Below are 23,343 nucleotides of genomic sequence, written 5' to 3'. Positions count from 1 at the left end.
TTGGCCGAGTCATTAGCACCTCAAGAGATTGAGCGACGACTTCACCAACTTCATGACTCAATGCTTAACACTCCCGGAATTTAAATTGGGCTGTATTTAAGCGCTGAACAGCTGAGTCATCAGTTAGTTGAAAAGGTTGAAAATAAATTATGGCCCTCTGTAAATTAGCAGAAAAATATCTAAAAACTATTTGATATTAAACCAGAGCCAAATAAATCATTATTACATTCTAATTAAAAAGCGACCTATTAAGGCCGCCTTTAATATTAGAGACACTTTAATGTACTTACATTACTTATAACGGTTTTTTGGCCGTTTCTTTGGCAGCGAATACCGCGAGCAGGGTGATCAGCAGCGTGACCGTGACATACCCAGAAACAGCCAGCGTAGTGCTGTACTCTTTATATAGCGAGGTGATGATCAGTGGCGCAAAGCCGCCGCCAACGATGCCCGAAAGGGTGTAGGCCAACGAAGAGCCAGCGTAACGGACACGGGTTGGAAACTGCTCGGTCACGAAAGCCGCCTGCGGGCCGTACATAATGGCGTGAACCTGTAAACCGCCAATCACCGCCAGGCAAATCAGCACCGGATGCGCACTGTCGAGCAGCATAAAGAATACGAACGACCAGACAATCGCCAGCACGGCTCCCATGATATAGACCGGGCGACGCCCCCATTTGTCTGACAGCGCCCCAAACATCGGCACGGTAATCGCATTACCCAGGGCACCGAGCATGGTTGCAGTCAGCGCCAACGGACGTGGCAAATGCAAAACAGTCGTGACGTAGGTCAGTGTAAAGACTACCACCAGCGCATAAAGCACGTCGGAGCCGATACGCGCGCCACCCGCTACCAGCAACGGGCGAAGATGCTGGGTAAACACTTCTTTAATCGGCGTGTGGGTGGTGTTTTTGCTGCGTTCAAGTTTAAGAAACTCCGGCGTTTCGCCAACGCCACGGCGCAACCATAGGCCAAATAGCACCAGCACCAGGCTCAATACGAATGGGATACGCCAGCCCCATTGCTGGAAATCATCGGCGGAGAGAAACACCGTAGCCAGTGTGATAATACCGGTGCCGATCAGCGTGCCGCATGAAGGGCCGACCTGTGCAAAAGAGGCATTGCGGCCACGTTGCTCGGGCTTGCCGTGTTCCATAGACAACAGTACTGCGCCGGCCCATTCGCCGCCGAGAGCGATGCCCTGAATAAAGCGCAGGGTAACCAACAGCAGCGGGCTCCAGATACCCCAGCTTGCGTAACCTGGCAACAGGCCCATCAGCGCGGTGGTTACGCCCATGATAACCAGTGTGGTAACCAGTACAAATTTTCGACCCAATACGTCGCCTAGATGACCGAATACCATGCCGCCAATTGGCCGTGACACATACCCCACCGCATAGGTAGAGAAAGCCAGAATTGTCCCCACTAGTGGGTCGAACGATGGGAAAAATACGTGGTTGAAGATAAGCGCCGCCATAATGTTATAGACGGTGAAGTCGTACCACTCCAATGCAGTGCCGATGGAACTAGCCGCCGCCAAACGCCCGGTATTAGGCCGTTTATGCCCTACGCTTTCTGCATTTGGGGGCAAAGTTTTGGGATTTTCGGTAGAGGAAAGACTCATGATTTCAACTCCTGTGCGGTAAGTTGCCAGCTGAGGCCGTAATGAATCACGTCAGCCAGTGGGCAGTCGAGAGCGTGACAGGCATGAGCAGCCAGGCGTTGGGAAGCCTCGGCGCTGCTGCTTTCAATCAACATCATCGACAGTAGCTGACGATTGTCTTTAGACTCTTTAGGTAGGGGCGTGCTCAGCGCAGTATCCGGCGTCAGCAGGCTAGAGCTGATAAAACCGGCGTGAGCAAACAGCATTTCACCGAGTTCAGTGATTTGGCTCCCTTCTTTTCCGGCAGTCAGTGTAATAATTGCCAGATGACTGCCGCTGCCAAAACCGACTACGGCATCAATCGCGCAAACCCGGCGCATCGGCGAAATCATTTTTTGCAGATTCGCGACCGACCATGCCGTCTGACGGGTAAAGGCGGCGTGGTAAGCTTCTGAAGTGAAGCTTTCCAACGATTCCGTTTTGTACAGGCCGAGATATTTACGCCCGCCCTGCAAGGACTGATAGCGGGTGCCGGAAAGAAATCCTTCAATACGTACGCGTTCTTCCACGTGCTCGCGGTCGTACCATTGGTTAAAGTCCGCTTCATCCTGAGCGGCCACATTGGTGGCTACAAAAAGCATGCCTGGTTTAGAAGAAGTCATCATCGGTCCTGTATTTATCCAGAGTTGTCGTTACGTGTTGTGTCTTTTTTTTATAAATTTAGGTCTTGAGATTTAAGGCAGCGCTCGATTTCCAGCGCCCAGCTCATTAGCGCTTCGTCCTGCATCGGCAAAGCCGCAACCATTAATCCAACCGGTGCCGCGCCGGATTTCTGGCAGGGTAATGACACCGCACAGCCATCGAGAAAATTGATTACCGAAGGGTTACGCAGTGCTGCACCGTTGACGCGGAAATAGGTCTCCTCGTCGGCTTCCAGCTCGGCAATTGTCGGGGCAATAAACGGCACCGTTGGCATCAGCAGGGCATCATATTGCTGAACTTTACTGCTAATCCGCTGCTGCCAGTCAGCACGCTGTTGCACCAGCTGCACTCGGTCTTTCTCACCTAACGGTTCGCCACGGCAAATACGTGAAACGACGCGAGGATCGTAGCCGTCTGCGCGTGCGGCAATCAGCGGTTTGTGCCAGGCCCAGGACTCCAGCGCGGTAAAGCCGCCGGTGGCATTGATGCTGGCAAGCTCAGAGATTTCGCCAAGTGGGATTTCGCTGATTTTTGCACCGGCCTGTTTCAGGGCAGCAATTGCAGCAGCAAAGGCCGAGCTGACCTGCTCGTCGAGCCCATCCAACACCAGCGTTTGCGGGATAGCGAAATGCGCTGCGGCCAGATCTTTAACGGTGAGTGAAAGAGGTTGCCCGGAGATTGCAGCATCAAGCGCAACGCAGCTGGCTACGTCGTGGGCAATAGTTCCCACCGAATCAAGAGAGGCTGAAAGCGGCAGCACGCCAGCCATCGAGATCCTGCGCGCGGTGGGTTTGAAACCGGTCAATCCGCAGAAAGCGGCGGGAATACGCACCGAACCGCCGGTGTCGCTGCCAACCGCGCCGAAGCTCATCGCGTCACTGACAGACACCGCTGCGCCCGATGAAGATCCGCCCGGAATGCGGCGAGATTCGCGATCCCAGGGGTTTGCAGGCGTGCCGTAATGGGGATTGATCCCTAAACCCGAGTAGGCAAATTCGGTCATATTGGTTTTACCGATAATCACCGCGCCAGCGGCCAACAGGTGGGTCACTATTTCTGCATGGGCTGCCGCAGCGGGGGAATCGGCCAGCACGCGAGATCCCCCTGTCGTGGCCTCGCCCTGCACATCAAACAGGTCTTTAATCGATATCGGCACACCGTCAATCGGCGAAAGCGCCTTATTGGCTGCACGACGAGCGCTAGATGCCGCAGCCTGCTCCCTCGCCCACTGCTCATAAACTTGAGTAAAGGCAAGACTGCCCTCGCCCTCAGTGTCTCGAATATTTTTCAGTGCTGTTTCAGTCAATTGAGCAGAGGTCAGATTGCCTAAAGCCAATTGTTCAATCGCCTGCTGCAAACTTAAAGGAAAAGGAGAAGTCATCACGGTGTTCCTTGCTTCAACTAAATCGGGTTTGATCACCTTTAGGCAACCACGGGCAGTTCAAGGCTTTGGTAGGCATGGCTGATGCTGCGCCCTAAACGCTCATCAACCAGCTCCATACGAAACTCTGTTGCAGGACGAATGCCACCTATGGCTGCGACAGTGCCACAGGTCATACCCAATCCATTCGCCGGAAGCGCTCCCTGATTCAGATAGCGGCTCAGCAAATCCCCTGGTTCGCGCAGAGTGGAAAGTGGTCCTTGTTGATAAAGACGATACTCGCCGTCTTCTTTTATCCATGCGCGCAGAATCAGTTGGTCCCAATGTTCTGCAACGTCGCTCATACGCCAAGCTGTGGTCGCCACGGGTTTAACGCAGAGCTGCTTGGAAAGCGCAACGCTGTGGGATTCCAATTCACGGTCGGTATGGTCGGAAGCTAACGAAACATATAGCTCACCCTGATGAGTAAAAATAAATACTTCGGCTTCGCCAGAGCTGGCAGATCCAATAACTTCTACTGTTTTATTTTGTGTCAGCTGATTTGCAGCTACGCGATAAAACAGCGGCACTGCACTCGGACGGGGCACGCCCAGCGCTTCAAGTTCACTGATATGGTGCATAATCGCTTCAGGATCTCGCCCGGCCCAACCGGCAATCACCAATTGGTCTATATTGACCTCAAGCGTTGCTGCGCTTGGGCTAGCAGGCTGTGTTACCGATAATTCGGCGGGCAGAGTAAAGGTCAGTTTCATGGGATTAGATCCTTGTTTATCGATTCTTTTTAAAAACACAGTGAAATTTCACTATAACTTCATTCATTAAATAAGCGATTTCCGTGCCATGTTTTTGTGTAGAATGTCTAAAAATCTTTTCAGCAGGAGCTGGATGTGAAGACCGATGTCACACAAACGCAGGAAAGACCGGTGGATAAAGCCGCAGGATTATCATTGAACGAGCAGGCTTACCGAGGTTTTAAGCTGGCTCTGGTCACCCTGAGCTATAAGCCGGGTGAATACTTGAATACCGCGCAGGTGATGAATGATTTGTCGATGGGCCGCACGCCTATCAATCAGGCTATTCATCGCTTGGCGAACGAAGGCTTGCTGCAAATCATTCCGCGCAAGGGAGTCATGGTGTCGCCTTTGTCGATCGACGACGCGCTGGAGCTGATTGAAGTTCGTCTGGCAAATGAAATCTTGTGTATGAAGCTGGCCAGTCAGCGTATCTCGCCGCAGGATATCGTCGAGCTTGAAGCCATTAACCAGCAGATTGAGTCGGCCAGTGAGCTGCGCGATCGCAATCAGCTGATGCTGTTGGATAATCAGTTTCATCAGTTGCTGGCGAAAATCACCGGTAATAAAATGCTGATAGATATTCTTAGCGTGCTACACGCACAGGCTCAACGTTTCTGGGCCAGCTCGTTGTCGAAAGAGGGACATATGCAAGAAGTGATCGAGGAGCATCGGGCGATTATCAGCGCGCTGGCGGCTCAGGATGCGCGCTCTGCCGCCGCCGCCGCAGAGGTGCACATTCTTTCATTCCGCAACGCGTTACTGCGCGGGTAACAGTTAACCCGCGCCGGGTAAAACTATCTTCCACCCGCTAAATCGATAAAACTGCCGGTGACGTAGGAAGCAGAGTCGGACAGCAACCAGGCAATGGCCTCTGCGACTTCTTCTGGCTCGCCGCCGCGCTGCATCGGCAGATTGGCTTTCAATCTATCGACTCGGTCAGGCTCTCCGCCGCTGGCGTGGATTTCGGTGTAAATCAAGCCCGGCCTGACACAGTTAACGCGTATTCCGTAGGGAGCTACCTCCAGTGACAGCCCGGTAGTCAGAGTATCAACTGCGCCTTTTGAGGCCGCATAATCGATATATTCACCTGGAGCCCCCAGCCGCGAAGCCGCCGAAGAAACATTGACGATCCCTCCACCCTGCCCGCCATGCTTTTTGGACATCACTTTTACCGCTTCGCGACAGCAGAGAAAATAACCAGTCACGTTAGTACTCATCACTTGATTAATTCGCTCGGCGGTGAGGTTTTCTATCGTTGATTGAGTAAACAGAATGCCTGCATTATTTACCAGCGCGGTCAGCGGCCCGAGTTCACGAGCTATCTGCGTGAACATGGCGACGACTTGCTGTTCATCGGCGATATCAGCCTGAATAGCGATTGCCTGGCTGCCTCTAGCCGTTATCTCGTTAACTACCTTTTGCGCCGCCTGAGCATTATTCAGGTAATTAACCGCGACGCGATACCCCTGTTCAGCCAGCAAAATCGCGGTGGCGCGACCAATTCCACGGCTTCCACCGGTTACTAAAGCAACTTTAATCATCATCTTAAACCTTAAGCTAACGTCATCCATTGATGAATAAAAATAAGGACGTTGTACTGCCCGTTTTTTACCCAATTAAGTATCATGCTTAATGTACTGCCACTAACATAGCCAAAATTAAAGGAATAATTAACAATGAAGCCGATTTATTCTCTGCTCAACTCGCGCGCCATCAACGTACTTTCTGCTTTGACCCGAAAAAATCTTGCTGGCCTGATCCTGGCTTTTACAACTCTCTTCGCAGTAACACTGCACGCGCAAGCCTCTGAAAACGGCAGTCTGCCGGGCCTGATCAACGAGCGGCTTTCTTATATGAAGGACGTGGCAAGCAGCAAAGCCGAGCATCATCAGCCGGTTGAAGCGTTGGAGCAGGAAGAGAAAGTATTACAGGCAACCCAAAAAACCGCCGAAGGTTTGGGACTCGATCCGCAGTCTATAAAACCGTTTATTGTGGCGCAGATGAGTGCAGCGAAGGCGATTCAATACCGCTATCGCGCAGACTGGCTTGCCTCCCCTGAAGATAGCTGGAAACCGCGCCCGCTGGAGGAGATCAGAAAGAGTATTGCTGCGTTGTCGGACCAAATACTACATCGTCTGGCCGACGAGCTGAAGGCCAGCGGTAAGATCTCTCCTGACAGTCAGGCCGAATTTATTGCAGAAATCCAGCAAAAGAATCTTGGTAAAGCCGATAAGGTTCAATTGTTTAAAACATTAGAGCAGGTTCGATTAAAAGATACACATTGATAACAGTAAGTTATGCAATATGAGCAAAAGTTGCTATTTTGTGAGATAACACATTTCGAATCATTTGGTTCAATGTATAATGCGCCGGATTTCTTTCTGCACACCAGGCCTTATATATAATGAAAACCAAATTTTTGACTCTTTCTCCGTTGGCGGCCAGCATTCTGCTCTGGTCTGCGGGGAGCATTGTTCAAGCACAAGCTACTGATTTTCTTAATCAAGATACGTTGACCGGTGACTGGGGTGGCTATCGCACCCAGCTGAAAAACGACGGTGTCACCCTAAGCGGAGAGTATGTTTCTGAAACTGCTGGTATTTTACACGGTGGTATTAGTAACGGCACTCGCTATGCGCAACAGGTAAAAATTGGCGCAACCTTCGATTTGAGCCGCATGTTTGATGTCGAGCATGCAGGTACTTTTCAGCTAACTATTAATGACCGTCGCGGAAAAAGCGCTTCCAACGATCTGGTCGGCAACCGTTTGCCGATGCAGGAAGATTACGGCGGCGAATATACCAGGCTTTCTGAGTTCAGCTATTCCAACTGGCTGCTGACGCCGAAACTGACCTACAAAGTCGGCCTGATGGCGATGGGTAATGATTTTGGCGGTATGCCGATCCTGAGCAACTTTGTGAACGCCGGATTCGATGCTCACCCGCTCAGTTTGTCCGGCGGTAGCGGCTGGGGCAACTATCCGACCGCACATTTTGGCGGTGAAGTCAGATATGACTTTGACTCGGGCTGGTCTATTCATACCGCTATCTTTGATGTTAATCCGCGCACCAATTCGGCCTCTTCAAAAGCCTTCAAGCCGTTCACTCACGGTACGACCGGCGCGATTATTCCTGTCGAAGCGATATATGCCTATCGTGGCGCGTTGCCGGGTCTTTATAAATTTGGCTACTATCACGATACCTCCAAGGTTGCGCGCATTGGCAACAGCAACAGTCGCACCAAAGGCCGTAACGGTGGATACGTATTGGGCGACCAAACCGTTTGGCAATCTGAGACATTAAAATCACAAAACCTGCATGTATTTGGCCAGTGGACCACCGCCGATACTCAGAGCTCGCCTTTCCACCACTGGTATTCTGCCGGTCTGGTACTGAATGGACCTTTCGAGGCGCGTCCTAAAGACTCTATCGCCATCGGCTATGGCAGAGCGGTTTACAACAAGAAAAGCCGCAATGCCGATATTGATAGCATGATTGATGCGGGCAACTATTATGCCGCCGGTGTGGCAGACAATCTGAGCATGGCCGAGAAACTGGTTGAACTGTCTTATAACGTGCAGGCGACGCCTTGGCTTTCTGTTCGCCCAAGCCTGCAATATGACAAGGATCCCGGCGCGTTCTCCAGCAAAAAGATCACTGATGCCTGGGTAGCTGCGGTACAGGTTAAAATCGAACTTTAATCTCGATTCTCCCTGTTGATTTACAGAGATAGATGATTAAAAAAGCAAAAATCCCTGACAGTGATGCCAGGGATTTTTTTATTGCCGACTCTGCTGACTTAAAGCAGGGTTAACTCACGGCGATTATTCGTAATCGCTGATCGGCACGCAAGAACAGAACAGGTTACGGTCGCCGTACACATCATCAAGACGCTTCACGGTTGGCCAGTACTTGTCTTCGGTGCCTGCCGGGAATACCGCCAACTCACGGGTATAATCGTGAGTCCAGTTGCAGACCAGTTCCGCCTGCGTATGCGGTGCGTTAACCAGCGGGTTGTCTTCCAGCGTCCATTTACCCTGCGCGACGTTTTCGATTTCGCCACGGATTGCCAACAGTGCATCGACAAAGCGGTCGATCTCGACTTTGCTTTCAGACTCGGTCGGCTCAACCATCAGCGTACCCGCTACCGGGAAAGACATGGTAGGCGCGTGGAATCCGTAGTCGATAAGACGCTTGGCAATGTCCATTTCGCTGATGCCGGTCGCTTCTTTCAGCGGGCGAATATCCAGAATACATTCGTGCGCAACGCGGCCGTCGCGGCCGGTGTACAGCACTGGGTAAGCATCTTTCAAACGCGTCGCAATATAGTTAGCGTTCAGAATGGCCACCTGGCTCGCCTGCTTCAGACCTTCGGCACCCATCATGCGGATGTACATCCAACTGATTGGCAAAATAGATGCGCTGCCGAACGGCGCCGCAGAAACTGCGCCATTTTGCGTCAGTACGCCATCAATCTGTACCACGCTGTGACCAGGAACGAACGGTGCCAAATGCGCTTTTACGCCGATTGGACCCATGCCCGGGCCGCCACCACCGTGCGGGATACAGAAAGTTTTATGCAGGTTAAGGTGCGAAACGTCGGCGCCGATATAGCCCGGAGTCGTGATACCGACCTGTGCGTTCATGTTGGCGCCGTCGAGGTAAACCTGACCGCCATACTGGTGAACAATCTGGCAAACTTCGCGAATAGTTTCTTCGTAAACGCCGTGAGTCGACGGGTAGGTCACCATGATACAAGACAGCTCGTCGCCAGCCTGCGCCGCTTTCTCACGCAGGTCGCTGAGGTCGATATTGCCCTGTTTATCACAGGCAACGACCACCACGCTCATACTGGCCATCTGTGCCGACGCCGGGTTGGTGCCGTGGGCAGAACTTGGGATCAGGCAGATATGACGGCTGCCTTCATTGCGGCTTTCGTGGTAATGACGAATTGCCAGCAGGCCCGCATATTCGCCCTGCGCGCCAGAGTTAGGCTGCATACAGATTGCGTCGTAACCGGTTAACTGCACCAGCCACTGTGACAGCTGACCGATCATTTGCTGGTAACCGCTGGCCTGCTCAATCGGGCAGAACGGGTGCAGTGCAGCGAATTCAGGCCAGGTGATCGGGATCATTTCTGCCGCGGCATTCAGCTTCATGGTGCAAGAGCCCAATGGGATCATTGCCTGATTTAGCGCCAGATCCTTTTTCTCAAGACGGTGCATATAACGCATCATCTCGGTTTCGCTGTGGTACTTATTGAATACCGGATGAGTCAGGATTGGATCCTGACGCAGCACGGCGGCCGGGATCGAGTTGCTGTCAGTGCTGACAGCCTTGTCCAGCTGTTCGATATCCAAACCGTGATCGTCACCCAGCAGCACGGAGAACAATACTTGCACGTCTTCGCGCGAGGTCGCTTCATCCAGCGTAATGCCTACAGCATGATGAATATCGGTACGGAAGTTCAGACCAAAGCTCAGAGCACGATCCAGCACCGCGGCTTTATCTTGTACTTCGACGCAAAGCGTATCGAACCAGCTGTCGTGACGCAGCGACAGGCCGCCTTTCTTCAGGCCAGCGGCCAGAATATCAGTCAGGCGATGGATGCGACCGGCAATGCGTTTCAGACCTTCAGGTCCGTGGAACACGGCGTACAGGCTGGCAATATTGGCCAACAGCACCTGAGAGGTACAAATGTTGGAGTTAGCTTTTTCGCGACGGATATGCTGCTCGCGGGTTTGCATCGCCATACGCAGCGCGGTGTTGCCTGCGGCATCGCGGGAAACGCCAATGATACGACCCGGCATTGAGCGTTTGAATTCGTCACGGCAGGCAAAGAATGCTGCGTGTGGACCGCCGTACCCCATCGGCACGCCAAAACGCTGTGCAGAGCCGAAGACAACGTCAGCGCCTTGCTTGCCCGGTGCGCCAAGCAGCACCAAAGCCATGATGTCAGCGGCAACGCTGGTGATGATTTTGCGAGATTTCAATTCAGAGAACAGCGCGCTGTAATCGTGGACCTCGCCGGTAGTGCCTACCTGCTGCACCAGCACGCCGAAGATACCTTCGAGATCTAACACTTTTTCTGCTTTATCGACGATTATCTCGAAACCAAAGGTCTCGGCGCGGGTGCGGACCACGTCCAGCGTTTGCGGATGCACATCATCGGCCACGAAGAAGCGGTTAGCATCTTTCAATTTGCTGGCGCGTTTGGCTAACGCCATGGCTTCGGCAGCGGCGGTAGCTTCATCAAGCAAAGAAGCAGATGCCAGATCCAGACCGGTCAGGTCGAGGGTCAGCGTCTGGAAGTTCAGCAGTGCTTCAAGGCGGCCCTGGGAAACTTCAGGCTGATACGGAGTATAAGCGGTATACCAGCCTGGATTTTCCAGCATGTTACGCAGGATAACCGGCGGGGTCAGCACCGCGCTGTAGCCCATACCAATATACGATTTGTAGCACTGGTTCTGGCTGGCAATCGCTTTCAGCTCAGCCAACGCCTGATGTTCGGTAACTGCATCGCCAACAGCCGGAGGGCCAGGTAACTGGATATCCGCCGGAACTATTTGCTGGATTAAGGCGTTCAACGAGCTAGCGCCTACAGTATCCAGCATTTGTTGCTGCTGTGAGGATGAAGGGCCGATGTGGCGACCAATAAAGGCTTCGCTGTGTTCAAGTTGGCTGAGAGTCTGAGTCATTTGCTACGCATTCCTGAAATCTTGCATTGAGGTATCGAGAGCTAACTAAATCTTTATTTAAATCTGCACCTGCTGTTGCGTTTGCAAATGCAACAGCAGCATTTCTCTCTTTCATTGGAGCTACAGCAAGGCAATAAGTCTGAAGAGTCTCCGGGAACTTACTCAAGTAAGTCACCGAGGCCATCAAACGCTGCCAACGCCGCTGCAGCTTCAAGGACGACGAGAAATTTAGTCTTCCAGAGTGGCCTGATATCCGGCTGCATCTAAAAGATTGTCCAGCTCGGCTTCATCGGAAGCTTTAATCTGGAACAGGAAGCCTTCGCCGTAAGGCGCGCTGTTAACCAGCTCAGGTGAGGATTCCAGTTCGCTGTTGATAGCCACAATTTCACCGCTAATTGGCGAATAAATGTCGGATGCGGCTTTAACGGACTCTGCAACTGCGCAGTCTTCGCCCGCGTCAACGGTGCGACCAACCTCTGGCAGATCGACGAATACCATATCGCCCAACAAGCCTTGCGCGTGTTCGGTAATGCCAACGCTATACAGGCCGTTGCCTTCTGAACGAACCCACTCGTGAGAGGTTGCGTATTTCAATTCTGCTGGAACATTGCTCATAAATAATCTCCGAAAAAGTTTGTTCTAAATTTAATAAATATTATTAAATCAAAATTTTAGCTGCGCATTACATCAGGCTTTTACCGTTGCGAACAAAGCCGGCCCTGGTCACTCGAACCGGCATTTCACGATTGCGGATCTGCACAATCGCCTGCTCGCCAATCCCGGCCGGGACACGAGCCAACGCAATGCTATAGCCTAAAGTTGGCGAGAAAGAACCGCTGGTGATCACGCCTTCCTGCACATTACCGGCAGCATCGGTAAAACGCACCGGCAGCTCGTTACGTAATACACCTTTTTCGGTCATGATTAAACCAACCAGCTGTTCGGTGCCAGCGGCGCGCTGTTTTTCCAGCGCATCGCGGCCAATAAACTGACGATCTTCCGGCTGCCAGGCGATAGTCCAGCCCATATTGGCGGCCAGTGGTGAAACGGCTTCGTCCATTTCCTGCCCGTATAAATTCATTCCAGCTTCCAGACGCAGCGTATCGCGAGCGCCCAGTCCGGCAGGCTTCACGCCCGCCGCCAGCAGCTTTTGCCAGAAATCAGCCGCTTCTTCTTGCGGGAGCGCAATTTCATAACCCGCTTCGCCGGTATAACCGGTAGTGGCAATAAACAGAGAACCGGCCTGAACGCCGAAGAATGGCTTCATGCCACTGACGGCCTGTTTTTGCTCGTCGGTAAACAGCGTCTGTGCGCGTTCCTGTGCCTGCGGGCCTTGCACGGCGATCAGCGCCAGGTCGTCACGAACGGTAAGCTCGATTGAATACGGTTTGGCGTGTTCGCTTATCCACGCGAGATCTTTTTCACGGGTCGCGGAGTTAACGACCAGACGGAAGAAATCTTCGTTAAAGAAATAAACAATCAGATCATCGATTACGCCGCCGGACGCATTAAGCATGCCGGTGTAAAGCGCTTTGCCCGGTTGAGTCAATTTTGCCACGTCATTTGCCAGCAGATAACGCAGGAATTCGCGGGTGCGTGCGCCGTGTAAATCGACGATGGTCATATGGGAAACGTCAAACATACCCGCATCGCGACGAACAATATGGTGTTCATCCATTTGGGAGCCGTAATGCAGCGGCATCATCCAGCCGTGAAAGTCGACCATTCGTGCGCCACAGGCAACATGTTGATCATATAACCGAGTCTGCTTTGTCATCTTATTCCTCATTCTTTCCAGAGCGATTTACTCAATTGCGACCCGCCGCTCATCAATGGATGAGTCAAGTGACGGTGCAAGAATTGTGCCGACGCAAACGATACCTTTATCCAGACGTTATCACTGAATGACCCTGCTAACCATAAGTTAAAATATTCGTTGTTCAGGATTTGTCAGAAAATGGCGGAACGTATAATGCAGAGTTTTTCGCTGGAAAAATGCGGTTTATGACGCAATATCTATAATTAAACAGCAAATTGATTGATGTTATATAACGTGAGGGCCAGATTTCGCACCATTTGCAAAGTGAGAAATCCAGCCCCGGATTAGATAAAGTAATGGAAAAAATGCACTGAAATTAGATTATTTCAGCTGAAGTTCTTTGGTTTGTAGATACTCGGGAAGATCGTTCAACCCCATTGCCTGACGCAGCAGTTTTGGCTTCACGCCCGGCAGAGAATCAGCTAGCGTCAAACCAATATCACGCAGTAATTTCTTCGCCGGATTATTGCCGGCAAACAGTTCACGGAAACCTTGCATGCCGGCCAGCATCAACGCCGCGCTGTGTTTACGTTTGCGTTCAAAACGACGCAGGTACATATGCTGACCAAAGTCTTTGCCTTCGCGCTGCAAGCGTTTGATTTCTGAAGCCAACTCGGCAACGTCCATAAATCCGAGATTCACGCCCTGCCCGGCCAAAGGATGCACAGTGTGCGCGGCGTCGCCAATCAAAGCCAAACGCTGGGCGGCAAAACTGCGCGCATAGCGGCCCGTGAGCGGGAAGGTCTGCCGCTCGCTAACCACCTCACAGACACCGAGGCGCAGGTCAAAGGTACTGGCGAGAACTTTGTTAAATTCCGCATCAGACAGTGCCGCCAGTCGCTCAGCCTCTTCAGGCTCGACAGACCACACAATAGAAGACAGATGCGCATCGGACAGCGGCAAAAAGGCCAGAATGCCTTCACCGTGGAACACTTGCCGTGCCACAGATTGGTGCGCTTCGTCGGTGCGAATTGTCGCTACCAGTGCATGATGGCGATAGTCCCAGAAGGTCAGTGGGATATCGGCGTGCTGGCGCAACCACGAATGCGCGCCGTCGGCACCCACCACGAGACGCGTGGTCAGCATGCGGCCATCTTCAAGGGTGATAAAAGCTTCATTCTCGCCCCAGGCGACATTTTTCAACTGCGCAGGTGCCAGAAGCTCGATGTCGTTCAGTTGCTCTGCGCGTTGCCACAGAGCGCGATGAATGACCTGATTTTCGATAATGTGTCCGAGATGGCTAAAGCCGTACTCGTCGCTGCGAAACGCGATTTTGCCAAAGCTGTCGCGATCCCACACTTCCATACCTTGATACGGATTGGCGCGCTGAGCGATGATATTGTCCCAGGCTCCGATATGTTGCAGCAAACGCTCGCTGGCGGCGTTGATTGCCGATACGCGAACGCCGGGAATTTCAGGCAGCGGAGTGTCGTCAGGCTGCTGGTTTTCGAGTACTGCAATACGCAGGCCGCTGCCGCTCAGGCTACAGGCCAGCGCCAGTCCGACCATGCCGCCACCGGCGATAACCACATCAAAAGATTGCATAATTTAATTCATTCCTGTCATTTTCTGCGGTCAGGCTGAGCCTGCGCAAGCGCCTTCAGCGTTCTGTCCAGCCCAAGGTACGGCGGGTAAATGCATCACGCAGCGGAGGGATTCGCTCCATTGCCATCAGGCCAAGATTACGCCCTGCGACCAGCGGCGTATAGCGGTTGGCAAACAAACGCACCAGGCCATCGGTAATGCCGACGGTGGCCCGCTGGTCAGGCTGACGGCGCTGTTGATAGCGGCTTAAAATCTGGTAACTGCCGATGTCCTGCTGTTGCTGCCAGGCTTCGGCGAGCGTTTCGCTCAAGGTCATTACGTCGCGCAGACCAAGGTTGAAGCCTTGACCCGCGATCGGATGCAGCGTTTGCGCCGCATTGCCAACCAGCGCCAGACGATGGCTGATATGCCCGCTGGCGGTTAATAATTGTAGGGGATAACTGTGACGCGCGCCGGTTTGCAGCATTTTCCCAAGACGCCAGCCAAAGGCCTGCTGTAGCTCAAATAAAAACTGTTCGTCGCTCCAGCCCTTCACTTCGGCCTGCTTTTCAATAGGATGGCACCACACCAGTGAACTGCGTCCTTTCGACATTGGCAACAGTGCCAGCGGGCCGTGCTCGGTGAAACGTTCGAAAGCGCGTCCGCCGTGTGGCAAACTCGTGGTGATATTGGCGATCACGCCGACCTGCTGATAGCTCTCGCGCTGCCAACGGATGCCACAGGCCTGCGCCAGTGTAGAGTTTGAGCCGTCAGCGGCCACCAGCAAGCGGGCCTCCAGTGTTTCGCCGTTATCCAGCGTGACGCTGGCGCTGTCCGCGCGGCGGTTCACTGTCACCACGCGAGCCGGACAATGCAAATGCACGCCCGGTGCCTTCGAGAGCAAAGAAAACAGGCGTTGCCCCGCGTCGTGCAGCTCAACGACCTGCCCCAGCGCCTCGACGCCATAATGTTTGGCATTGAGATTTACTGAACCTGCGTGACCGCGATCGCTGACGTGGATATCGGTGATCGGCGTCGCGCAGTTGGCCATAACCGACCAGACGCCAATAGCCGACAGCTGTTGGCAGGTGCCCTGTGCCAGCGCGATCGCTCGGGCATCAAAGCCGGGATGGGTAAAATCTTCCGGTGAGGTCGCTTCAATCAAGTGCACCAGCAGGCGTCCCTGAGTCAGCGAAGAAATCGCCAGCGCCAGAGTCGCACCAGCCATGCCCCCCCCTACAATAATCATGCTCATGCTATTTTCTTGCCGCCGCCATCAGTGCTTCGATATCGTCGGCCTCTTTGACCACGTCGCCAGTCAGGATTTCGATACCCGTTTCAGTAATCACAATGTCGTCTTCAATACGGATACCAATCCCGCGATAGGCTTCCGGCACGTCGGCGTCCGGGGCAATGTACAAGCCCGGCTCAACGGTGAGCACCATGCCCGGCACCAGCGTGCGGCTGCGCTCGACAGTGCCGTAATTACCAACATCGTGGACGTCCAACCCCAGCCAGTGAGATAAACCGTGCATAAAGAACTGGCGGTGGGCCTGCTCGGCAATCAGCTGATCAACGTCACCTTTCATCACGCCAATCTCCACCAATCCCTCAACCATGACACGCACGGCGGCTTCGGTAGCTTCCTGAATGCTGCGGCCCGGTCCAAACACCTCCAGCGCCTTGTATTCGGAGGCCAGCACGATGTCGTAAACCTGACGCTGTGCCGGAGTAAACTTGCCGCTGACCGGGAAGGTGCGAGTGATATCACCGGAATAATTCTGGTACTCGCAGCCGGCGTCGATCAGCACCAGATCGCCATTGCGCAGCTCGCATTCATTTTCGGTGTAATGCAAAATACAGCCGTTTTCTCCACTACCGACAATAGTGTTATAAGACGGCGTGCGCGAACCGTGACGACTGAATTCATAATGAATTTCGCCCTCAAGATGATACTCATACAGACCGGCTCGGCAGGTTTGCATTGCACGGGTATGGCCTTTGGCGGTGATTTCACCAGCGCGGCGCATAATGGCGATTTCCTGCGGAGATTTGATCAGGCGCATCTCATGCACCCACGGACGCCAGTCGGTGACAGTTGCTGGAGCAGAAAGATTCTGGCGAAAACCCTTGCGCAGTTTTTCCATTGCGCAATCGACAATACGGTCAGCGTAAGCGTAATAACCCTGAGCGTGATAAACCACGTCCAGCCCGTTCAAAAGCAGGTGCAGCTGCTCGTTGATATCATCAAACGGCAGCGCGCGGCTAACGCCCAAATGCGCAGGGGCAGCATCCTGACCGAGGCGACGACCAAACCAGATCTCGGCGGTTAAGTCACGTACTCGATTAAATAGCACCGAGTGATTATGATTTTCATCGCTTTTTACCAGCACCAGCGCCGCTTCTGGCTCGTTGAAACCGGTTAGATACCAAAAATCGCTACTTTGACGATACGGATATTCGCTGTCGGCGTTGCGAGTTGCCTCCGGTGCCGCAAAAATAATTGCCGCGCTGCCGGGGGCCATTTTGGCGATAAGTGCCTGACGACGAGCCTCGTATTCCTGCTGAGTAATGGTCACTGTAGTCATCACCTACTCCTGAAATCGGATGTTATCCACGTTAACTGTTTTTATTGTAAGGACTTAAGGCTCAATAGTCTGAGCAATTAATGCAGGGTACGCTGATTCTCGGGTGCCGTCGGATGGCTGCGGCTAAATTCGCCAAAGCAAAGGATTGAAGCCACGCGAACGTATTCGACGACCTCTTCCAGTGACTGAGCCAGCATCTCCTGATCTTCGTCATCATCGTAGCCCAACTGACCAATACTGCGCAGGTCATCAATGGCTTCGCCGACTTCGCCTTTAACTTTGGCAAGCTTGGGCTGCATCATGCCGAGGCCCAGCAGGAAATGGTTGACCCAGCCAGCCAGCGCATCGGCGCGTTCGAAAACGCTGGTATCGTCAGAGGGCATCAGCATCTTAAATTCAAAGCTGTCGTCCTCCAGCGTATCGGCGGTGATTTTTCGCAATTGTTGAAGCATATCGGCCAACTGGTGGCTAAAAGCCATCCCCTCGTTGGTCAGGTCATGCACCATCGTCAGCCAGCTGCCGTCACGGTTGCCGCCGCAAAGTAAACCACTGATAAGCCCGTGCATTTCTGCCGGGGTCAAGGCTACGGACTGCTGTTTCAGGCTTTGATTCAGCGAATCATAGTTTGGATAGGTATTCTCAATAGACATGCGCATTCGCCATCGTTGGCAGGTTAAGTTCGTGTTATGCTACCACCAAGGCAAGTCTCAGTACCAGATTAGCTCGCTATGCTTAAGTGCTTAACGGCGTTGCAAATCAGGAGTGAGGTATATATAGTTGCGCCCGCTTTCGATGTCCTGTGCGTTTCGGCAGTGTTTCAATCGGAGGCCGGCGAATAATATGGCAGGAAGGTGGCATGTCTGCACAACCGGTAGATATACAAATTTTTGGTCGCTCATTAAGAGTAAATTGTCCGCCAGAACAACAAGAAGCGTTGAACATGGCTGCAGAGGATCTTAATCAGCGGTTGCAAGATCTTAAAGTTCGCACTAGAGTCACAAATACAGAGCAACTAGTATTTATCGCGGCATTGAACGTCTGTCACGAACTTGCTCAAGAACGCTTGAAAACTCGCGATTATGCCTCCAATATGGAACAGCGTATTCGGATGTTGCAACAAACCATCGAGCAGGCTTTGCTCGAACAAGGACGCATCACTGAACGTGAAGGGGCGCCTTTCGAATAAGTCAAGCTGTTGATATTTATCTCTTTCTATGAGAGACTGTGTCCACAGTAAGAATACAAAATTTCTCTGAGATGTTTGCCAGCGGGCCCGTCCCCTGAGCCGATAATTAGTACCAACAGAATGTGATGATCCGCAATCGGTGCGCATGCTCGGTCCGCCGAGAAGCCTAAAGATTGTGACTGAACGTTCACCTTGAACCATGGGTTCAAGGGTTACAGCCTGCGGCGGCATCTCGGAGATTCCCCTTTCTCCCCTGCAATATTTTCTCTGGCTTTCTCTATGTCTTTTACAGCTCAACACGCGCTGGTCAGGCAGGCGATTCGTACCGAAGTACGTCAGCGCAGAAAACAACTTACCCAGCAGCAACAGCAAGTCTTTGCCTTTCAGGCAACTCAGCGTATTGCCCGTCATCCCAAAGTTCAGCAAGCTAAAACGCTGTCAGTGTTCCTGTCGTTTGATGGCGAACTCGACACTTCTCCGCTGATCGACCGCCTGTGGCAAGACGGCAAACGACTGTGTCTTCCAGTGCTGCATCCATTCACCGAGGGACATTTACTGTTCTTAAACTACCGTCCTGGCACCAAACTGGTACGGAATCGTCTGAATATTTTCGAGCCGGAGCTGGACGTTCGCGAGATTTTGCCGCTCGGCGAACTGGATATCATCCTGACACCGCTGGTCGCCTTTGACTCAACCGGTCAACGGCTCGGCATGGGCGGTGGCTTTTACGATCGCACCCTGCAAAACTGGCGCGAAAAAGGCCCCTATCCGATCGGCATTGCCCATGACTGTCAACAGGTTGACACACTGCCTAGCGAAGAGTGGGACATTCCGCTACCGGAAATTCTCACCCCAAATCACAGCTGGCAGTGGATAAGCTAAACGCTGGAATGCAAAAAGGGCCTCAATTGAGGCCCTTTTGTTTTGCTTAACAATTTTTAGAACAAGCGTTAAGCAGATTAGTACAGCAGGCGAGCACGAATGGTGCCCGGAATGCCTTTCATCAGCTGCAATGCGGTGTCGACCGTTTCAACGTCGGCTTCAACGTCGATAACCACGTAGCCCACTTCAGGGCTGGTTTGCAGATACTGAGCGGCAATGTTGATACCCTGCTCGGCGAAGATTTTGTTGATGCTGGTCAGCATGCCAGGACGGTTTTCGTGGATGTGCAACAGGCGACTGGCATTTTTGCCGTGCATCGGCAGCGAAGCTTCCGGGAAGTTAACCGCTGACAGCGTTGAACCGTTGTCAGAGTATTTCGCCAGTTTACCCGCCACTTCCAGACCAATACCTTCCTGCGCTTCCATGGTAGAACCACCAATGTGCGGAGTCAGGATCACGTTATCGAATTCACACAATGGTGAAATAAACGGATCGCTGTTAGTCGCTGGCTCTTCAGGGAATACGTCGATAGCCGCGCCAGAAAGATGCTTGCTGCGCAGCGATTCACACAGCGCCGGGATATCAATAACCGTGCCGCGTGAGGCGTTGATCAGCAGTGAGCCCGGTTTCATCTGTGCCAGCTGTTCTACGCTAATCATGTCTTTGGTATTAGCGGTTTCTGGCACGTGCAGGGTCACGACATCGCTGGTATTCAGCAATTCATTCAGTGTCGGGATCTGTTGCGCGTTGCCCAGTGGCAGTTTGCTTTCGGTGTCATAGAAGAAAACGCGCATGCCCAGGCCTTCCGCCAGGATGCCGAGCTGAGTGCCGATGTGGCCGTAACCAATGATGCCCAGACGCTTGCCACGCGCTTCATAAGAACCTACAGCAAGTTTGTTCCAGATACCGCGGTGTGCTTTGGCGTTGGCTGCAGGAATACCACGCATCAGCAGCAGCATTTCACCCAGCACCATTTCTGCTACAGAACGGGTGTTGGAGAACGGCGCGTTGAACACGGGAATACCGCGCTTGGTCGCAGAGTTCAGGCTTACCTGGTTGGTGCCGATACAGAAACAACCGACGGCAACCAGTTTTTCAGCAGCGGCAAAGACTTCTTCGGTCAGTTGGGTACGGGATCGGATCCCTACGAAATGAGCATCACGGATCGACTCTTTCAGCGCTTCGGTATCCAGCGCTCCTTTATGAAATTCAATATTGGTATAACCAGCGGCGTGAAGGGTGTCGATCGCACTTTGGTGAACACCTTCAACCAGCAGAAACTTAATTTTGTCTTTTCCGAGTGATACTTTTGCCATTTCCCGACCCTACTGTTTTATTCATACCGGCAGTAATGCATACCGAAAGTGATTTTCATGCTGAATGCAGACTTCAGAAGTCACTGCTTTATGCAGTTCACAGTCAACATAACAAAATTTTTGCGTGGGGCAATACAAACGATTGCCTGCCCCATAGCACAAGCCCTGAGCGGCTTGGCATTTTTCAGAACTAAACACTCACAATGCAGGCCATGCCGGAGGTAAACATTAAAACTGCGCAGTTATGTGACATAAGTCACCAAATTCGCCGCTTTAAATAAAAGATGATTCAATCTAAAAATTATCATCTTCATAACATTGCATTATGGCTAGCCATCAAGGCAGAGCTTCTGCTTATCGAAAAACGACTATTTAACGATTTTTTTAACGCCGTCCGCCGTACCTACCAGCGCGACATCTGCACCACGATTGGCAAACAGGCCGACGGTTACCACACCGGCAATGCTGTTGATCTTGTTTTCCAGCGCGATGGCGTCGAGGATTTCCAGATTGTGCACGTCGAGGATTACGTTTCCATTGTCAGTGACGACATTCTGTCGATACTCCGGCAAGCCGCCAAGTTTGACCAGTTCACGAGCCACGTAGGAGCGAGCCATCGGAATGACTTCAACCGGCAGCGGGAATTTACCCAGCACGTCGACCTGCTTGGAGGCGTCAACGATGCATACAAACTTGCGCGCGATGGCAGAGATGATTTTTTCACGAGTCAACGCCGCGCCGCCGCCTTTGATCATCTGCATGTGGCCATTGATCTCGTCGGCACCGTCAACGTAAACGTCTAACTCATCGACTTCATTGGTATCAAAAACGTGAATGCCGTAGGCTTTAAGCTTGGCGGTCGAAGCTTCGGAACTCGACACCGCACCTTCAATCTGATGTTTAATCGAAGCCAGCGCGTCGATAAAGTGCGCCGCCGTTGTCCCGGTGCCGACGCCAACAATAGTACCCGGCGTGACATACTCCAGCGCAGCCCAACCTACCGCTTTTTTCAATTCATCTTGAGTCATAATGATTTCTCTCTGGCAAACAACCCGACGTTGTTGAAGTGTGAGTAGTATAAAGCAAGGCTCGAAGGAACGGTGAGCAGACTCTCACAGGAAAAGCATAAGATTTTGTGCGCCACAAATTTAAACAAACTGTGGCATAGTGTCTGAATATGTACTAAATCCCGAACGAGCCAAGGAATAGATTTTCGATGAAACGCCCAGACTATAGAACGCTGCAAGCGCTGGACGCCGTGATCCGTGAACGCGGTTTTGAACGCGCGGCACAAAAGCTGTGCATTACCCAATCCGCGGTTTCGCAACGAATTAAACAGTTGGAAAATTTATTTGGTCAGCCTCTGCTGGTGCGAACCGTGCCGCCTCGACCGACCGAACAGGGTCAAAAGCTGCTGGCGCTGCTGCATCAGGTTGAATTACTCGAAGAAGAGTGGCTCGGCAGTGACAATACGAATGACAGCAATGACACGCCGCTGCTGCTGTCGCTAGCGGTCAATGCCGACAGTCTGGCAACCTGGCTGTTACCGGCGTTGAAATCCGTATTGGTCGACTCGCCAATTCGTTTAAATCTGCAGGTTGAAGACGAAACCCGCACCCAGGAACGCCTGCGTCGTGGTGAAGTGGTAGGTGCAGTCAGTATCCAGCCGCAGCCGTTACCGAGCTGCCTGGTGGATCAACTCGGAGCGCTAGACTACCTGTTTGTAGCCTCAAAAGGTTTCGCCGAACGCTATTTCCCCAACGGCGTCACGCGTTCTGCACTGCTGAAAGCCCCCGCGGTGGCGTTTGACCATCTTGATGATATGCATCAGGCATTTTTACAACAAAACTTCGACCTATCGCCGGGCAGCGTGCCCTGCCATATCGTGAACTCGTCCGAGGCTTTTGTGCAACTGGCGCGCCAAGGCACCACCTGCTGTATGATCCCGCATTTGCAGATTGAGAGAGAGTTGGAAAGCGGTGAGTTAATCGATTTGACGCCGGGATTGTTCCAGCGTCGTATGCTGTTCTGGCACCGATTCGCGCCGGAAAGCCGCATGATGAGAAAAGTCACTGACGCCCTTTTGGCACACGGGCGTCAGGTTTTACGTCAAGACTGATTTACTTTTCGTTCTTCAGCTCGAAAACAACATCGACCTGATCGTCAAAGTGAATGCTTTGCTGCTCGTAGGTTTGAGCGGCATCACTTTGGCCCGCAGCGTCAGCAGTTTTATACATTCTGGCGACCGGCATCGGCTGATAATTGGCGACGTGATAGCGAATGCTGTAAACCTGCCCAAGCTGGCTGTGGAAACCTTCAGCCAGCGCTTTCGCCTGCTGGGTGGCGTTATCAATCGCTTTCTGACGCACCTGATTACGATAGCTGTCTGGATTGGCAACGCCCAACTCTACCGCACGGATCTCGTTCAATCCTGCACTCAATGCCCCGTCCAGCAGTTCGTTAAGTTTATCTAGCTGGCGCAAAGTAACCTGCACTTCACGCACCGCACGATAACCTTTCAGCACGCTGCTACCGTCTTTCAGGTAGTTATAGTCCGGCTGAGTACGCAGGTTGGCGGCATTGATGTCTTTTTTATCGATCCCGTTCTTTTGCAGGAAGGCAAAATACTCGGCAACGCGCTGATCGGCCTGTTTCTTGGCAGAAGCAGCGTCTTTCGCAGAAACATTGACTTCAATAGCCAACGTCGCAATGTCCGGAACGGCATCGACGCTAGCTGTACCTGAAGTTACCACATGCGGTCCCTCTGGAACTTCAGCAGCCTGAAGTGCAGCGGGCAGTGTCCCTAATCCCAACATAGCGGCCATAGCCAATGCTTTCAATTTCACAGTGT

At 52.5% G+C, this 23,343-nt stretch carries 21 protein-coding genes and 1 other RNA gene; 7 read left to right on the top strand and 15 right to left on the bottom strand.

Annotated features, from left to right (window positions below; all coding sequences use genetic code 11):
* Positions 1–295: 295 nt before the first annotated feature.
* From AB3G37_RS03915 to AB3G37_RS03900, 4 genes are read right to left on the bottom strand one after another with little or no spacing between them, the layout of a single operon-like run.
* Positions 296–1,624 (bottom strand): MFS transporter, encoded by a 1,329-nt coding sequence (locus tag AB3G37_RS03915; RefSeq protein WP_369789764.1) that lies wholly within the window; start codon positions 1,622–1,624, stop codon positions 296–298.
* The gene (locus AB3G37_RS03910; RefSeq protein WP_369790890.1) at positions 1,621–2,265 is read right to left on the bottom strand and encodes a hypothetical protein; all 645 of its coding nucleotides are present in this window, start codon (positions 2,263–2,265) and stop codon (positions 1,621–1,623) included. The genes AB3G37_RS03915 and AB3G37_RS03910 overlap by 4 nt, the downstream gene beginning before the upstream one ends.
* A gap of 50 nt (positions 2,266–2,315) precedes the next feature.
* The gene (locus tag AB3G37_RS03905) at positions 2,316–3,686 is read right to left on the bottom strand and encodes an amidase (RefSeq protein WP_369789763.1); all 1,371 of its coding nucleotides are present in this window, start codon (positions 3,684–3,686) and stop codon (positions 2,316–2,318) included.
* A 41-nt stretch (positions 3,687–3,727) separates the two neighbouring features.
* Positions 3,728–4,438, bottom strand: a complete 711-nt coding sequence (locus tag AB3G37_RS03900) for a DUF2848 domain-containing protein (RefSeq protein ID WP_369789762.1) — start codon at positions 4,436–4,438, stop codon at positions 3,728–3,730.
* A gap of 135 nt (positions 4,439–4,573) precedes the next feature.
* Between AB3G37_RS03900 and AB3G37_RS03895 the strand changes: the two genes are divergently transcribed.
* Positions 4,574–5,251: a GntR family transcriptional regulator gene (locus AB3G37_RS03895; RefSeq protein WP_369789761.1), complete on the top strand. Its 678-nt coding sequence runs from the start codon at positions 4,574–4,576 to the stop codon at positions 5,249–5,251.
* Between the two features lie 23 nt (positions 5,252–5,274).
* Here the strand turns inward: AB3G37_RS03895 and AB3G37_RS03890 are convergent, their stop codons facing one another.
* Positions 5,275–6,018 (bottom strand): SDR family oxidoreductase, encoded by a 744-nt coding sequence (locus AB3G37_RS03890; protein ID WP_369790889.1) that lies wholly within the window; start codon positions 6,016–6,018, stop codon positions 5,275–5,277.
* A 138-nt stretch (positions 6,019–6,156) separates the two neighbouring features.
* Here AB3G37_RS03890 and AB3G37_RS03885 point away from each other — a divergent pair, with 138 nt between their 5' ends.
* A complete protein-coding gene (locus AB3G37_RS03885) occupies positions 6,157–6,765 on the top strand; it encodes a chorismate mutase (RefSeq protein WP_369789760.1) in 609 nt (202 codons plus the stop codon).
* 119 nt (positions 6,766–6,884) lie between these two features.
* A complete protein-coding gene (locus tag AB3G37_RS03880) occupies positions 6,885–8,180 on the top strand; it encodes a carbohydrate porin (protein WP_369789759.1) in 1,296 nt (431 codons plus the stop codon).
* 123 nt (positions 8,181–8,303) lie between these two features.
* Here the strand turns inward: AB3G37_RS03880 and gcvP are convergent, their stop codons facing one another.
* The 7 genes from gcvP to AB3G37_RS03845 all read right to left on the bottom strand — a co-directional run bounded on the left by gcvP (position 8,304) and on the right by AB3G37_RS03845 (position 17,758).
* The gene (gcvP, locus tag AB3G37_RS03875) at positions 8,304–11,177 is read right to left on the bottom strand and encodes an aminomethyl-transferring glycine dehydrogenase (protein ID WP_369789758.1); all 2,874 of its coding nucleotides are present in this window, start codon (positions 11,175–11,177) and stop codon (positions 8,304–8,306) included.
* A gap of 228 nt (positions 11,178–11,405) precedes the next feature.
* On the bottom strand, positions 11,406–11,792 hold the full coding sequence (gene gcvH, locus AB3G37_RS03870) for a glycine cleavage system protein GcvH (protein ID WP_009637919.1): 387 nt from the start codon (positions 11,790–11,792) through the stop codon (positions 11,406–11,408).
* A 67-nt stretch (positions 11,793–11,859) separates the two neighbouring features.
* Positions 11,860–12,954 (bottom strand): glycine cleavage system aminomethyltransferase GcvT, encoded by a 1,095-nt coding sequence (gene gcvT / locus AB3G37_RS03865; protein ID WP_369789757.1) that lies wholly within the window; start codon positions 12,952–12,954, stop codon positions 11,860–11,862.
* Positions 12,955–13,317: 363 nt separating this feature from the next.
* Entirely contained in the window at positions 13,318–14,541 is a 1,224-nt protein-coding gene (gene ubiI / locus AB3G37_RS03860; protein ID WP_369789756.1) for an FAD-dependent 2-octaprenylphenol hydroxylase, read from the bottom strand.
* A gap of 55 nt (positions 14,542–14,596) precedes the next feature.
* Entirely contained in the window at positions 14,597–15,775 is a 1,179-nt protein-coding gene (gene ubiH, locus AB3G37_RS03855; protein ID WP_369789755.1) for a 2-octaprenyl-6-methoxyphenyl hydroxylase, read from the bottom strand.
* A 1-nt stretch (position 15,776) separates the two neighbouring features.
* Positions 15,777–17,093, bottom strand: a complete 1,317-nt coding sequence (pepP, locus tag AB3G37_RS03850) for a Xaa-Pro aminopeptidase (RefSeq protein WP_369790888.1) — start codon at positions 17,091–17,093, stop codon at positions 15,777–15,779.
* A gap of 92 nt (positions 17,094–17,185) precedes the next feature.
* Positions 17,186–17,758: a YecA family protein gene (locus AB3G37_RS03845; protein ID WP_009637914.1), complete on the bottom strand. Its 573-nt coding sequence runs from the start codon at positions 17,756–17,758 to the stop codon at positions 17,186–17,188.
* Between the two features lie 206 nt (positions 17,759–17,964).
* Here AB3G37_RS03845 and zapA point away from each other — a divergent pair, with 206 nt between their 5' ends.
* The 3 genes from zapA to AB3G37_RS03830 all read left to right on the top strand — a co-directional run bounded on the left by zapA (position 17,965) and on the right by AB3G37_RS03830 (position 19,176).
* Positions 17,965–18,294, top strand: a complete 330-nt coding sequence (gene zapA / locus AB3G37_RS03840; RefSeq protein ID WP_009637913.1) for a cell division protein ZapA — start codon at positions 17,965–17,967, stop codon at positions 18,292–18,294.
* A 60-nt stretch (positions 18,295–18,354) separates the two neighbouring features.
* Positions 18,355–18,537: non-coding RNA, 6S RNA (gene ssrS / locus AB3G37_RS03835), on the top strand.
* Between the two features lie 36 nt (positions 18,538–18,573).
* Entirely contained in the window at positions 18,574–19,176 is a 603-nt protein-coding gene (locus tag AB3G37_RS03830; protein WP_369789754.1) for a 5-formyltetrahydrofolate cyclo-ligase, read from the top strand.
* 77 nt (positions 19,177–19,253) lie between these two features.
* On the opposite strand, the gene serA is transcribed toward AB3G37_RS03830, so the two are convergent.
* Together serA and rpiA are read right to left on the bottom strand one after the other, a co-directional pair.
* On the bottom strand, positions 19,254–20,492 hold the full coding sequence (gene serA / locus AB3G37_RS03825) for a phosphoglycerate dehydrogenase (protein WP_009637911.1): 1,239 nt from the start codon (positions 20,490–20,492) through the stop codon (positions 19,254–19,256).
* 368 nt (positions 20,493–20,860) lie between these two features.
* The gene (rpiA, locus tag AB3G37_RS03820) at positions 20,861–21,520 is read right to left on the bottom strand and encodes a ribose-5-phosphate isomerase RpiA (RefSeq protein ID WP_009637910.1); all 660 of its coding nucleotides are present in this window, start codon (positions 21,518–21,520) and stop codon (positions 20,861–20,863) included.
* A gap of 188 nt (positions 21,521–21,708) precedes the next feature.
* Between rpiA and AB3G37_RS03815 the strand changes: the two genes are divergently transcribed.
* On the top strand, positions 21,709–22,611 hold the full coding sequence (locus AB3G37_RS03815) for a LysR family transcriptional regulator ArgP (protein WP_009637909.1): 903 nt from the start codon (positions 21,709–21,711) through the stop codon (positions 22,609–22,611).
* Position 22,612: 1 nt separating this feature from the next.
* Here the strand turns inward: AB3G37_RS03815 and AB3G37_RS03810 are convergent, their stop codons facing one another.
* Entirely contained in the window at positions 22,613–23,338 is a 726-nt protein-coding gene (locus AB3G37_RS03810; protein ID WP_009637908.1) for an oxidative stress defense protein, read from the bottom strand.
* Between the last annotated feature and the right edge of the window lie 5 nt (positions 23,339–23,343).

Origin of the sequence: Rouxiella sp. WC2420, assembly GCF_041200025.1 — a bacterium.
Classification (GTDB): Bacteria; Pseudomonadota; Gammaproteobacteria; order Enterobacterales; family Enterobacteriaceae; genus Rouxiella.
The sequence above is the reverse complement of the archived record's forward strand: the minus strand, read 5'-3'. Positions and strand labels throughout refer to the sequence as shown.